The sequence below is a fragment of the Psychrobacter sp. ASPA161_6 genome (assembly GCF_051970285.1).
Taxonomy (GTDB): domain Bacteria; phylum Pseudomonadota; class Gammaproteobacteria; order Pseudomonadales; family Moraxellaceae; genus Psychrobacter; species Psychrobacter glaciei.
The window spans coordinates 1-13,025 of the sequence record NZ_JBEFNJ010000001.1 but is presented as its reverse complement, the minus strand read 5'-3'; the positions used below and the strand labels follow the sequence as shown (position 1 = coordinate 13,025).

General features: G+C 42.4%; 11 protein-coding genes. 4 read left to right on the top strand and 7 right to left on the bottom strand.

Features of this window, described 5'->3' with window-relative positions; genetic code table 11:
* Nucleotides 1–560: 560 nt before the first annotated feature.
* A complete protein-coding gene (locus ACTQ9T_RS00055; protein ID WP_440464437.1) occupies nucleotides 561–2,198 on the top strand; it encodes an electron transfer flavoprotein-ubiquinone oxidoreductase in 1,638 nt (545 codons plus the stop codon).
* 106 nt (nucleotides 2,199–2,304) lie between these two features.
* On the opposite strand, the gene ACTQ9T_RS00050 is transcribed toward ACTQ9T_RS00055, so the two are convergent.
* Complete coding sequence (locus ACTQ9T_RS00050) at nucleotides 2,305–3,801, bottom strand: alanine/glycine:cation symporter family protein (protein WP_194621102.1); 1,497 nt, start codon at nucleotides 3,799–3,801, stop codon at nucleotides 2,305–2,307.
* Between the two features lie 759 nt (nucleotides 3,802–4,560).
* On the opposite strand from ACTQ9T_RS00050, the gene ACTQ9T_RS00045 reads away from it, so the two are divergent.
* The 3 genes from ACTQ9T_RS00045 (at nucleotide 4,561) to ACTQ9T_RS00035 (ending at nucleotide 7,395) form a co-directional block, all read left to right on the top strand.
* Nucleotides 4,561–4,821, top strand: coding sequence for a DUF4212 domain-containing protein (locus ACTQ9T_RS00045; protein WP_439293095.1), 261 nt, complete (start codon nucleotides 4,561–4,563; stop codon nucleotides 4,819–4,821).
* Between the two features lie 4 nt (nucleotides 4,822–4,825).
* On the top strand, nucleotides 4,826–6,694 hold the full coding sequence (locus tag ACTQ9T_RS00040; protein WP_201593598.1) for a sodium:solute symporter family protein: 1,869 nt from the start codon (nucleotides 4,826–4,828) through the stop codon (nucleotides 6,692–6,694).
* A gap of 152 nt (nucleotides 6,695–6,846) precedes the next feature.
* Nucleotides 6,847–7,395: a hypothetical protein gene (locus ACTQ9T_RS00035; RefSeq protein ID WP_440463704.1), complete on the top strand. Its 549-nt coding sequence runs from the start codon at nucleotides 6,847–6,849 to the stop codon at nucleotides 7,393–7,395.
* A 129-nt stretch (nucleotides 7,396–7,524) separates the two neighbouring features.
* Here the strand turns inward: ACTQ9T_RS00035 and ACTQ9T_RS00030 are convergent, their stop codons facing one another.
* The 6 genes from ACTQ9T_RS00030 to ACTQ9T_RS00005 all read right to left on the bottom strand — a co-directional run bounded on the left by ACTQ9T_RS00030 (nucleotide 7,525) and on the right by ACTQ9T_RS00005 (nucleotide 12,641).
* Nucleotides 7,525–8,127 (bottom strand): rhomboid family intramembrane serine protease, encoded by a 603-nt coding sequence (locus tag ACTQ9T_RS00030; protein WP_440463703.1) that lies wholly within the window; start codon nucleotides 8,125–8,127, stop codon nucleotides 7,525–7,527.
* Between the two features lie 41 nt (nucleotides 8,128–8,168).
* A complete protein-coding gene (locus ACTQ9T_RS00025; protein ID WP_440463702.1) occupies nucleotides 8,169–9,221 on the bottom strand; it encodes a 5'-nucleotidase in 1,053 nt (350 codons plus the stop codon).
* 166 nt (nucleotides 9,222–9,387) lie between these two features.
* Nucleotides 9,388–9,606: a dodecin family protein gene (locus ACTQ9T_RS00020; protein WP_201593600.1), complete on the bottom strand. Its 219-nt coding sequence runs from the start codon at nucleotides 9,604–9,606 to the stop codon at nucleotides 9,388–9,390.
* 145 nt (nucleotides 9,607–9,751) lie between these two features.
* The gene (locus tag ACTQ9T_RS00015; RefSeq protein WP_194621109.1) at nucleotides 9,752–11,041 is read right to left on the bottom strand and encodes a TRAP transporter large permease; all 1,290 of its coding nucleotides are present in this window, start codon (nucleotides 11,039–11,041) and stop codon (nucleotides 9,752–9,754) included.
* Nucleotides 11,038–11,565 carry a TRAP transporter small permease gene (locus ACTQ9T_RS00010; protein WP_010197787.1) on the bottom strand — a complete coding sequence of 176 codons (528 nt, stop codon included), beginning with the start codon at nucleotides 11,563–11,565 and terminating at the stop codon, nucleotides 11,038–11,040. Before ACTQ9T_RS00010 ends, ACTQ9T_RS00015 begins: the two co-directional genes overlap by 4 nt.
* A gap of 17 nt (nucleotides 11,566–11,582) precedes the next feature.
* Nucleotides 11,583–12,641 (bottom strand): TRAP transporter substrate-binding protein, encoded by a 1,059-nt coding sequence (locus ACTQ9T_RS00005; protein ID WP_189586626.1) that lies wholly within the window; start codon nucleotides 12,639–12,641, stop codon nucleotides 11,583–11,585.
* Nucleotides 12,642–13,025 lie beyond the last annotated feature (384 nt).

Genomic DNA, 13,025 nt, shown 5'->3' with positions numbered 1-13,025 from the left:
AATGAGTAACGATTTTTTATTGAAACAGTCAAGTGAGCGTTGCATTAACAACACATTTTAGCTGATGTGTTAATAGTTTTTCATTAACTGGGTTTAGTTTACTAGCAACGTTGTCAATTGATGCCGCAAAGACAGTTTCTGTCGAGCAGCCATATGTCTGAGTGAAATTAGCGCCGCAAGCCTTATTATGCAATTGTTAAGCTAATGATGCCCTGAGATAAGCCACTAAAAGTTTAGGAGTAGGTATGCAAGAGCAAGACAATCAAAAGCCAGTCGTCGACGGTGATAGCGTTCACACTGATGCACCAGTCGCGACAGATACGGCCAAGCCAGACACCACAACACCCGAGTCAACGACGCTGACCAAAGAAGCGCCAGCTGAAGAAGTTGCTGTCGAAACCGCCGACCTCGATAAAGCAGAGACCAATGAAACTGCGACAGAAGCAGCAGTCGAACCTGTCGCCGTGGATAAAGAGCCTGCTGAGAAAGTAGTGGTTGAAAAAACACCTGAGCCAGTAGTAGAACCTGTCGCGGCAGAGCCTGAGATTGAGCGCGAATCCATGGAATTTGACGTTATTATCGTTGGCGGTGGACCTGCTGGTCTATCTGCTGCGATTCGTCTGCGTCAGCTCGCTATTAAAGCTGGCAACGATGAATTTATGGTTTGTGTGGTCGAAAAAGGCTCTGAATTTGGTGCTCATACCTTATCTGGCGCGGTCATCGAACCACGTGCTTTAAATGAGCTGATACCAGACTGGAAAGAAAAAGGCGCACCGCTTAACGTGCCAGCGACCGAAGATCGCTTCTACTACTTAAATTCAGCCACGCGCTCTACTAAAGTGCCTGATCCATTGATTCCAGCACCGATGCACAATGACGGTAATTATATTGTCTCGCTAGGTAATGTGGTTCGTTGGTTAGCAGTACAAGCTGAAGAGCTAGAAGTCATGATGTTCCCAGGCTTCCCAGCTGATGATATCTTGTATAACGATGATGGTTCGGTACGCGGTATCTTAACTGGTGATATGGGTGTCGCCGCCAATGGCGAAGCCAAGCCAAGCTTTGAGCCAGGTTATGAGCTGCTTGCAAAATACACTATTTTCGCCGAAGGCAGCCGTGGTCATTTAGGCAAACGCTTAATCAGCCGTTTTGATCTTGATAAAGACTCTGATCCTCAGCATTACGGTATTGGTCTAAAAGAATTGTGGGAAGTTGTCCCAGAGAAACACGAGCAAGGCGTGGTCATGCACGGACTTGGCTGGCCATTGACCGAAACAGGCTCTACTGGTGGGTGGTGGTTATACTTCGATGAAAACAACCAAGTCAGTTTTGGTCTCGTCGCAGATCTGTCCTATCACAACCCATACATGTCACCATTTGATGAAATGCAGCGCCTAAAGACGCATCCTGTTATTAAAAATGTACTCGAAGGTGGTAAGCGCATCTCTTACGGTGCTCGTGCTTTGACTAAAGGTGGCTTAAACTCACTACCAAAATTCACCTTCCCAGGTGGTGTATTGGTCGGTGATGATGCTGGATTCTTGAACCCAGCAAAAATCAAAGGCACGCACACGTCGATGAAGTCAGGTATGCTGGCAGCCGAAGCTATTTTTGAAGCATTACAAGCAGATCGTCAGCATGATGAAGTGATTGCTTATACCACCATGTATAAAGAGTCATGGTTGTATAAAGATAACTACGAGTCACGCAACTTCTCACCTGCGATACATCGTATGGGTCTGTTCATGGGTGGAGCGTTTACCTTTATCGAGCACAATTTATTGAAAGGTAAAATGCCATTTACTTTGCACGATAACCTTCCAGATTACGATCAGTTAGAGCGTGCCAACCACGCTTATCAGCCAACCTACCTCAAGCCTGATGGTAAGCTGATATTTGACAAGTTGTCGTCGGTATTTATTTCTAACACCAACCATGCCGAAGATCAACCAACGCACTTGAAACTCACTGATCAAACGGTGCCTATTTCAATCAACTTACCCCTATATGCTGAGCCAGCACGTTTGTACTGCCCAGCGGGTGTCTATGAAGTGGTCAAAGATGCGGAAGGTGCTAAGTTTGTTATCAATGCGCAAAACTGCGTGCATTGTAAAACCTGTGACATCAAAGATCCTTCGCAGAACATTACTTGGGTAACGCCCGAAGGTGGCGGCGGTCCTAACTATCCAAACATGTAAGTCATGATTGAGATAAATAGAAATCAATAAAAAACCGCTCTTAATCATAAGGGCGGTTTTTTTGTACTTATACATTTTATTTAACAATCGCAACTAATCTGTCAACTTAATCCGTCCACGCATCACGATTGGCTTCATCTTTTAACTTCACAAAATCGTCAGGATTGAACTTAATCTGATCTCCTGTTTTGCCTTCTTTCACTTGGCGCTCGTAGTCACGCAAAATTCTAAGTGCTACTGGAGACAAAAGCAAAATCGCCACTAAGTTGACCAAGGCCATCAGACCCATCGACAAATCAGCGAAGTTCCAGATGGCAGGCAAACTAGCAATCGCACCGACAAAGACCATACCCAACACCATAAAACGGAAAATCATAATCATCACTTTGGCGTTTTTGGCACCAGAGATAAACTCAAGATTTGATTCACCGTAGCTGTAATTGGCAATAATGGACGTAAATGAGAAAAAGAAAATAGCAATTGCAACGAAGACCACACCCAAATCGCCAACATACTGGGACAAGGCCAACTGCGTAAGCTGAATACCTTCTTGCTCAACGTTCGGGTCAACCACACCCGATAAGATAATAATCGATGCGGTGGCAGTACAAATAATCAGCGTGTCCATAAATACGCCCAGCATTTGCATAAATCCTTGCACTGCTGGATGGTCAGGATGACTTTTGGCCGTTGCCGCCGCATTCGGGGCTGACCCCATACCTGCTTCGTTAGAAAACAGACCACGCTTGATACCGTTAATCATCGCCTGAGCAATACCGTAACCGATGACCCCGCCCGCTGCCTGCTCAAAACCAAAGGCGGATTTTACAATTAACGCAATCGCTGCGGGGAATTGGCTAAAGTTAGTAACGATAATGAATAGTGCCAATAAGATATATAAAATCGCCATCACCGGCACAATTTTACCCGCGATACGAGCCACTGAGCGTAAACCACCAAACACCACTGGCGCCACCAGTACTACTAATATTAAGCCTGTCATCCATGTTGGGATACCAAAGGCTTCATTGGTTGCTTGAGCAATGGTATTTGACTGCACACCATTGAACGCCAAACCAAAAGCCACCAACAAACATAACGAGAAAAATATCGCTAGCCAGCGTTTCCCCAGACCTTTTTCAATATAGTAAGCTGGTCCACCGCGGTAAACATTGTCGTTATGCGGCACCTTGTATGCTTGCGCCAAAGTAGACTCAATAAAGCTGGTCGACATGCCGACTATCGCTGTCATCCACATCCAAAAAACAGCACCCGGACCACCGAGATAAATAGCAATTGCGACCCCTGCCAAGTTACCCGTACCAACGCGCGCCGCGAGTGAGGTCATCAAGGCTTCAAACGAGCTGATACCACCATCTTTGCGCCCTTGGTTTGAGACACGTAACAGCTGCCACATATGACCAAAGTGGCGAAACTGTATAAAACGTGTGGCCACGGTAAAATAAAGACCTGCGCCAATCAGCACGAACATCAGTAATCCATACCAAGGATTGCTCGCAATTAACCAGTCATTGTTACCCCAGATAATACTGACACCATAATTTACGATGTTATTAAACCAACTTACTATCCCTTCGTTCATATGGGCTCCCTACTCACTCTTTATATACGTTACTTAAATTTTATATTAATATCATATTTTAACGATTCAAAACCTCACAAGGTTATGGACAAAATGTTTGATACTAAAACATCCTGTGCATGATATAGATATTAAATGACTTGCGAGTATCACGTTTGGTTATCAGTTTCATATATTTATTTCTAAAATAAATAATGCTTGTATCTCATATTATATAGAATATAAATAAATAATAATTTAGCTGCATATACTGAACATTTTTCGTTCAATTTCAGTAATGTCGCTTTTATAATAGTAGCCAAACTAATTATCAGTATATTTCCCACAATCTATGCTCAGTTGTTTGCAATGATATTTATTGAATCGTGCTAAGATGAATTTCATACCTATTTGTGCTGCTTTTATAATTACCAGTCAGCACAAAGAGTTAGAGTGCTCAAAACATTAAAACTCTTGTCAGGAAGACGAGATTGCAAAAAAGACACTGGATAGTCCACCCTTTCTGCCTTCCTCAAGAAATGCTGTTTTTACCATTCGATGGTTTAGATCAATGGTTTGAATCAATTTGATGCCTACAAGAGTAGTTGCTTTTATTTTAAGTAAAAAACCACCAATAAATAAACATACTATTGCGCGTCATCGTTTTCATTATATAAAGCAGTACGTGTCTATTTTTTATATTGATTTTTTTGATAAGAAATAACCACTGTCTTTTTTATATTGTTGGTATTTTTTAGGTAAGACAAAAGGAGTTGTCCTATGGAAAATCATAACGATCCATCCGGTTATTGGCGTGCCAATATCCGTCTCATCATAGGTAGCCTAGTTATTTGGGCACTATGCTCGTACGGCTTTGCTATCTTATTACGTCCCCTCTTAGCTGGTATCAAGATCGGTGGTACTGACTTGGGCTTTTGGTTTGCCCAACAAGGATCCATCGGAGTGTTTATTATTCTGATTTTCTTTTACGCATGGCGTATGAATAAGTTAGATAAACAATATGGCGTAGACGAGGAATAGTCCCATGAGTCAATTTGTAGTTAATCTTATATTTGTGGGTCTATCCTTCGCTCTGTATTTCGGTATCGCGATTTGGGCCCGTGCTGGTTCGACCAGTGAATTTTATGTGGCTGGCGGCGGTGTCCATCCAGTCGTCAACGGTATGGCAACCGCTGCTGACTGGATGAGTGCGGCGTCATTTATCTCAATGGCAGGTCTTATTGCTGCTGGCGGTTATGGCGCTTCCACCTATTTGATGGGTTGGACAGGCGGTTATGTTCTACTCGCGATGCTCTTAGCCCCTTACTTACGTAAATTTGGTAAGTTCACCGTTCCTGACTTTATCGGTGATCGCTTTTATTCCAAGACGGCAGCTATGATTGCTGTGGTGTGTTTGATTACCGCATCGACCACTTACGTTATTGGTCAGATGACCGGTGCTGGTGTTGCATTCTCGCGCTTCTTAGAAGTTGAAAGTACCACTGGTCTGATTATCGCGGCAGTCGTTGTATTCTTTTACGCGGTATTGGGCGGTATGAAAGGGATTACTTATACGCAGGTTGCACAGTATGTCGTTCTAATGATTGCTTATACCATTCCTGCTGTTTTTATCTCACTTGAATTAACAGGTAACCCTATTCCAGGCCTTGGTTTGTTCTCAAATCATGTTGAATCAGGTGTTCCTATCTTGACCAAGTTGAATCAAGTGGTTACTGACTTAGGTTTTGCATCCTATACTGCTGATGTGCCTAATAAGCTAAACATGGTGCTATTTACCTTGACACTCATGATCGGTACTGCAGGTTTACCACACGTTATCATTCGCTTTTTTACAGTTCCTAAAGTGGCTGATGCACGCTGGACCGCAGGTTGGACACTGGTATTCATCTCGCTACTGTACTTCACAGCGCCTGCCGTTGGTGCGATGGCACGCTTAAACCTAGTAGATACTATCTATCCACAAGGTGTTGAAAATCAACCTATTCTCAATGATGAGCGTCCTGACTGGATGAAAACATGGGAAGAGACTGGTCTTATTAAGTATAACGATCTAAATAATGATGGTCGTATCCAGTTATATAGCGACAGTGGACTTGGTGCCGCTCAAATAGCCCTAAATACGGCTCAAGCTGACGGTGGCGATGTTGCTACCGCAACTGCAGCGGTAGAAAAAGCTCGCATTGCACATGATGCAGAACTTGATGGTCGTTTTGCTGATGCCGGATGGGCAGGTAACGAGCTTGATGTAAACGCTGATATCTTAGTACTTGCTAACCCAGAAATCGCGAATCTGCCATCATGGGTTATTGGTCTTATCGCTGCAGGTGGTTTGGCAGCAGCACTATCAACAGCAGCTGGACTACTTCTTGCTATTTCATCAGCGATTAGTCATGACTTAATCAAACGTAACCTAAACCCAAATATCACGGACAAACAAGAGCTAAAATATGCTCGTATTACGATGGGTGTGGCAATCGTAGTAGCGACTTATCTGGGTATCAACCCACCAGGGTTTGCTGCGCAGGTTGTTGCCTTAGCCTTCGGTATTGCAGCCTCTTCATTGTTCCCTGTATTGATGATGGGTATTTTCTCTAAACGCATCAACAATCTTGGCGCTATTGCAGGTATGTTGACTGGTTTAATCGTCGTTCTTGTCTATATCTTTATGTTCAAAGGTTGGTTCTTCATCAGTGGTACTGCTAACTTCCCTGATACCGAAGAGTACTGGTTATTTGGTATCTCACCATTATCATTTGGTGCAGTTGGTGCGCTGCTTAACTTCATCGTAGCATTTGCTGTCTCTTATGCTACTGCGCCTCCACCAGCACATATCCAAGAGTTGGTTGAGAGCGTACGTTCTCCACGTGGCGCTGGCGGTGCAGTCGACCACTAAGCTTGTAACTGAGGATATATCTTCTGTTAATATATCACTCACAGGCAGTTACTGCTTGTGAGTGATTTTTTTATCCTATAGCTATAATAACTAGATTTTTAATTTATCCAATAAGTTCAATTAAACATATCTCACGCATTAAGGAATATTTTATGCTTTTTGAGTTTATCGCTACCATCGCTGCCGCATTTGGCATGGCGGGACTAGCACTTATCATAACTCACCTCAGCAAACTGGCAGGCAAACGCGCCCCTAAATGGCTGATTCCCTTATTTGCTGCTATTGGTATGTTTGCATTTCAGATAAATCAGGAGTACAGCTGGTATGGTCAACAAGTGGAGAAGCTACCAAAAGGTGTAGAAGTCATCAAAACAGCTAAAAGCACTGAGTGGTTCCGCCCATGGTCTTATGCTAAGCCGCAAATATTACGGTTTATCGCTGCCGATATTGGAAATGCGAGTGTACAAGTAGATAACCAAGATATACATTTATTCAATTTATATTTATTTGAAAGACGAAGAGCCGTAGAGACAGTCCCTCAAGTTATCGATTGTAGTATTCCTGCACGTGCAGACTACGTGATACCTGAGAAAGGCAATACGCTATCCATTGATGAGCATGTAAAGCAGACGACTGCATGGCGTGACCTAGCAACAGATGATCCGCTATTTATCAGTATTTGCACTGATAAGCAAAGCTAACGGATTAAGAGAGATTTGGAACAGTCAATCCATCAACAGGGAAGTCTTCAAAGAGACATGTGATGATAAGGCAATATTTTAGACGAATAAAAAATCCGAAAATACCGCCTTATTTATCTGCTTTGCTTTTCACTGACGAGACGTTGTCGTATAAGTATGTTTAGAATTGGCACCTAGCAGTAGCCCCGCACATAAACCACCAAAATGGGCGGCAAAAGAGATACCTTCTTGCGGCATTAAGCCTTCTTTGATAGTGAGCCAATACCCTGCCCCCATAACGATACAAGCGATTAAATAACCCCAACGCCGAGCGAACACGGCTCCCCCTATCATATAACCAAGCATCGCGAAGCATAACCCCGACGCCCCGATATGAATTGATAACGGCGAGCCAATGACCCAAGTGACCAAACCGGAAGCAATAATGAGCTTAACAATCGTACGATAAGCATTGTTCTCAAAAAGCCCAAATAAAAATAAAATTTGTAATAAAGTTACACTATTGCCAAGCAAATGTGAAAAATTGCCATGCATCGTCCATGAAGCAAACACCCCAATCATGCTACCGATATCAAGAGCACGCGGCACGATGCCAAAGATATTCCACAGTCCAAACAGCGCAAACTTATTGAGAAAAAACATACCCCACATCGGCACTAAGACAAAAGCATATAAGCCGATAACTTGCTTGATTCGTACCAATATCAACGTGAGTAATTGCCGCCACTTCATATAATCTTTTATCCTATTGATTTTATTTTATTCAACAGACTCTAATGGTTCACTGAAAACAGTGGTTGCTGTATCGGCTTAAATGATAATAATGAAGCATCTTTGTCCGCTGCTAAATAACTATTAGCATGCAGTAACGACGTTGAATGATAAGGCACTAAGGCGGTAGGAACAAAACTGCGCGCGGCATCGATATGCTTAATAGAGTCGTCAAAAAAGATATGTGGCGCAAACGTTCTAAGTACAGCCGTTTTTTCCAGACCTCCTAAGAAAAATGCCATATCAACATTGACGCCCCACTCTCGCAATGTCTTAATCGCACGCAGGTCAGCGGGTGCATTGCGAGCCGTCACCAACGCAATCTTTATGGGAGAATATTGAAGGCCTGCTGGTAGACGCTCTTGCAAGTTCGATAGCTTAATTAATAATTCAGCATAAGGCCCTTTCTCAATTGGCAAGTCACGCATTTGTGCTTCACGATCATGAAAGGCACGCAATCCTTTTTGCTTATAGAGTAGCTCACCTGAATCATCAAACAGCACGGCATCACCATCAAAAGCGATACGCAGCTGATTGGTATCCAATTTATAAGTATTAACAGGGGTCGCATCGAGTATCGCACAAGCGCAAATATTGGCATCAGCAACTTGCTGCGCATCCTCACGATTGGTGGTCAAAAACAGATCGATATTAAAATCTCTGATATAAGGCGAAACAGGACTGCCCGATATAAATGCCGATCGAGAAATATTGAGCCCATGTTCACGAATGGCATTGAGTACTTGAATGCCCGTATCTGGACTACTCTTCGAGACAATCACTACTTCGACCAAAGGCGCTTCAATATCAGGGAGCTGTACAGTATCGTCTTCACAATAATGATTCAAATTTAGCAGTGCTTTGATAAGCGGATAGCCCGCGCCAATATTTAACGGCTCGTTTTCACGCGCTGCCATATAGTCACGAAACTCTTTTATAGCGCTTTCAGGCCGGTGCTCTAATAGCTGTAATAAATAATTTTCTGATTCTGCTAAATCAAACAGCGCGGTTGCAGAAATCGCGACTATGAGCGTGTTACTAAAATCGACAGCCATAAATGTTTACTTCTATTCTAAATATTCAAAATGATAGCGTTTTATTTTACTACATATATAGGCAAGCTGTGTGGCTACTCCTGCTAATCACAACAATCCTCAATATATATTTTTTATGACAAAAAAAAGACTGCAATCGCAGTCTTTTTTAGGTTTCAAGCAACACTTAGCTAATATCAGTACCATCGTTAATGACAAAACTTACAATCATAATGACATGATATTTACTAATTTTTCCATCAGTAACCCCTACTTTTTGCTCTTTTATCCAAGCGCCTTCAACATTGTTAACGGTCTTAGAAATCCGCTCAATACCTTGTTGAATAGCATCTTCAAAACTGGTTTCAGAGGTACTACTGATCTCGATATTCTTGGCAATAGTCATAATATTTCTCGCATCCATGTGATTCTAAAATGAGTGTTTTAAGACAAGCTTATCGTAGATAATGATACTTAAAAGCGATGTCTCTCATTTATTCTAGCGTTATACATAGTACGCAACAATGCTTCAGTGTTATTTTATGTAGGAATTAACTTAATAGCACTAAAGATATCGCTGGAAACGCGACCAAAATAACCAATCGAATCACATCAGAAACAATGAATGGTGCTACCCCACGGAACATATCGGACAGTTTGATATGCGGAGCCATTGCCTTAATCACGAAAATATTCATTCCCATCGGCGGCGTTATCAATCCAAGCTCTACCGTCAATACGGCAATAATACCAAACCATACTGGATCGAAGCCTAAAGCAACAATGATTGGATACACCACTGGAATGGTAATAACCAGCATCGCTAAAGCATCCATGAACAACCCTAAGAGGAAGTACATGATCAAGATACAGATCAGTACGACCATTGGACTCACTGCTAACGTACCAATCCATGTCGCTAATGTATAAGACAAACGTGACACTGAGATAAAATAGCCCAAGGCTTCTGCACCCAGTAGCATAAAGAAGACTACTGCTGATAATGCGAGCGTCTCAATCAACGATTGCTTAAGGCCTTTCATACGCATGCCTTTAACAAAAGCGTAAGCCCAAGAGACAAATGCACCGACTGCTGCGCCTTCTGTGGGAGTAAATAGCCCAAAGAAAATACCCGCAATAATCACGATAAAAATAAAGCTAAACGGTATCAAACCAGTTAACGATATGAGCTTCTCTTTCCAAGTAGTCGACTCGCCACGACGCGCTAAATGCGGTTTCCAGCGTACCATAATCATGACAGTGATTGAGTACATCACCATCCCTAACATACCAGGCAAAAAGCCTGCAATAAACATGTCACCAACGGACTGCTGAGTTAGAATGGCATAAACCAGTAGCGCAATACTAGGCGGAATCATAATACCTAATGTGCCACCTGCTGCTAAAATACCACAAGCAAAACCAGGTTGATAACCATACTTCTCCATCTGTGGCAACGCAACTTTCGTCATAGTAGAGGCAGTAGCTAATGATGAGCCGGAAATAGAAGCAAAAATACCAGATGATCCGATACCCGCGATACCAAGACTCCCTCGTACTCCACCAAAAATGGTTCGGGTAGCTTCAAACAACTTTCCTGCCATACCTGAATGTGTGGCAAAGACTCCCATTAAAATAAACAACGGAATAGCACTAAAGTCATATTTTGCCAAGACATCTACCGGAATGTCTTTGAGCATCTGTAAAGCACCGCTTGGCGCAGTCACTGCCCCAAAACCAACCAATCCCACACCCAACATGGCAAGTGCCACTGGCACTCGCAGGACAACAAGCAGGATCATGATGACTAAGCCAATGGCTCCAATAATTTCTGGACTCATGCGCCTGTCTCCTCGGCGTCAAAGAACTCGCCCGTTTTAAAGATATTAATGGATTCGATTAGCGAGCGAATAGCGAGTAAAAGACTTAAGAATGCACTAAATGCATAGATGGGCATCATTGATAGTCGAAGATCTTGGGTAACTTTACCGTATTCTATGGCATCAATGGCGCTCTCATAGAGACCCCATGAGAACACAATACCAATGACAAAAAAGCCCATCATAAAGATGCCCATCATGTAGCCTTTAACGGCTTGAGGCATCTTTTGAGTAAAGACATCAACGATGATTTGTGAGCGTTCGACGAAAGCGGCAAAGGCGGCAAGCAAGGAAAATAGCATGAAATAAGACACAATTTCCACGCTACCCTTGACCGTAAATCCAAACTCACCACCAGTGAGCTTGAATATATAACGAGCCGTCACATCCAACATGGTGGTTAGAACAATAATAATAAGACTGACACCACCAAAAAATTGGCATAATCTAGAAATAAAGGTACTGATTTTGACTAAAAATGCCATGTGACACCTCCAATAGGTTATACCTTACAGGCAGCACTGGCAGCTTTGGCCTTTTCATAGACACTATCAGCATCCAAACCTAAAGCATTAACGTCTTTTAGATATTTTTGCGTTCCTCTTTCGAGCGGACCTTTCCAATCTGGATCATTTAGTGGATCAGGAATTTCGATAATTTCGTCACCCTTATCTTTGGCAGCTTGAATTGCCATCTGGTCATGCTTATCAAACACTTCACCGACCTTATTAGCCAATGCCATCCCTGAGTTTTTATCCAAGACTTGTTTTAGATCATCAGGCAAATTATCATATTTATCTTTGTTCATCGTCACCATAAGCGCTGAACTATAAAAAGGAATATTGGTATGATATTTCGTAATCTCATCGATTTTGAAAGCGGTTACTGCTTCCCAAGGGAAACTCAAGCCATCCACAACTCCGCGCTGTAAAGAGGTATACATGTCATTAGCAGGTAGACCTACCGGTGAAGCGCCAGCACTTTCGATGATATCACCAGCCACGGCTGAAGGACGACGGATACGCATACCTTTCATATCTTCAGGCGTTCGAATTAGCTTGTCAGTGGTATGAAGTGCACCAGGACCAGCACCGTACATAAACAGGAGATGAGAATCTTCATACTCACTAGCAAGTGTGCCATCATCATAAAGGGTCTGGAGCATACAACCCATTTGAGTGGCTGAATTTGATAGTCCGGGGAGCTCAGTAATTTGAGTTAAAGGGAATCGACCATTAGTGTAGCCATGAGCCTGTGAGCCGATATCGATCGTACCTTTCGCAGCAGATTCATAGGTAACATCTGCTTTAGCAAGACCTGCTGAGGGATACAATTCTACTTTCAAGCGACCATTAGAATCTGTCTCTATTTGTTTAGCCCAAGGTTCAAAAACCTCCGTACTAATAGATGATGTTGCTGGCCAAAAGTGAGAAAAGCGTAAAACGGTGGTTTCTTGAGAAGTTGCTGATGAGCCATCAGTAGTATCAGCGGATTGGTTAGAACAGCCTAAAAGACTAATCGCTGCCAAGGCACCAATTGAAAAAAGAGGAGCTAGCTTCATTATCAATTCCTTTTGATAATTATGAGATGAGGAGTAGAGCTTACGTTTAGCACTCTAAGTCGATGAAATAATTAATCATTTACAAAGTAAAAACGTCTTTCTAATAAATCTGCAATAAATATACTATATAAAATTAGCAGCTATAATGATATAAGTCAAATCATTTTGAGCATATAAGGTAATAATCCATTCAAAAATAAGCATAGATTAACGAAACTCAATGGACAAATCTAATAGTACTCTCAGATACTAAATTTCGACGGATTACCGACTGCAAGCAAAATATTTTAAACAACGAATGTTTGTAAAGAAGTAAACCGCACACGAAAGAAAACCCCCAACGAATTAACGTTGGGGGTTTTCTAGGAATAGAGAGCTGACGAT